We start from the raw sequence: 248 nt of genomic DNA, 5'->3' as shown, positions 1-248 counted from the left end.
GTGATCGATACCGTTTCGCCGACAGGTAAATCAGTAGTTCCCGATACTGTTGGTGTGGCGTCATTGCCTGTTGTCTGTGCATCTAACGTAATGGTTGGTGCAGCGGTGTCGATTTCGCCGTTGTTGTCCGTAGCCGTCGTCGCATTACCCGCAGCATCTGTTGCGGTGGCTTCGACGGTATACGCTCCGTCGGCCATATCCGCAGGGACATCAGCGCTGAACGAACCGTCAGGTTGTACGGTAGCCGT

The 248-nt window shown here is 55.6% G+C and carries 1 protein-coding gene; it reads right to left on the bottom strand.

Annotation, left to right across the window (positions count from 1 at the left end; translation table 11 throughout):
• A partial coding sequence (locus BFC18_RS21800; RefSeq protein WP_245680442.1) for an Ig-like domain-containing protein occupies positions 1-248 on the bottom strand: 248 nt, incomplete at both ends.

The organism is Alteromonas confluentis, assembly GCF_001757105.1.
Taxonomy (GTDB): domain Bacteria; phylum Pseudomonadota; class Gammaproteobacteria; order Enterobacterales; family Alteromonadaceae; genus Alteromonas; species Alteromonas confluentis.
Note: the sequence above shows the minus strand (reverse complement) of the source record. Positions and strands in the feature narration are given on the sequence as shown.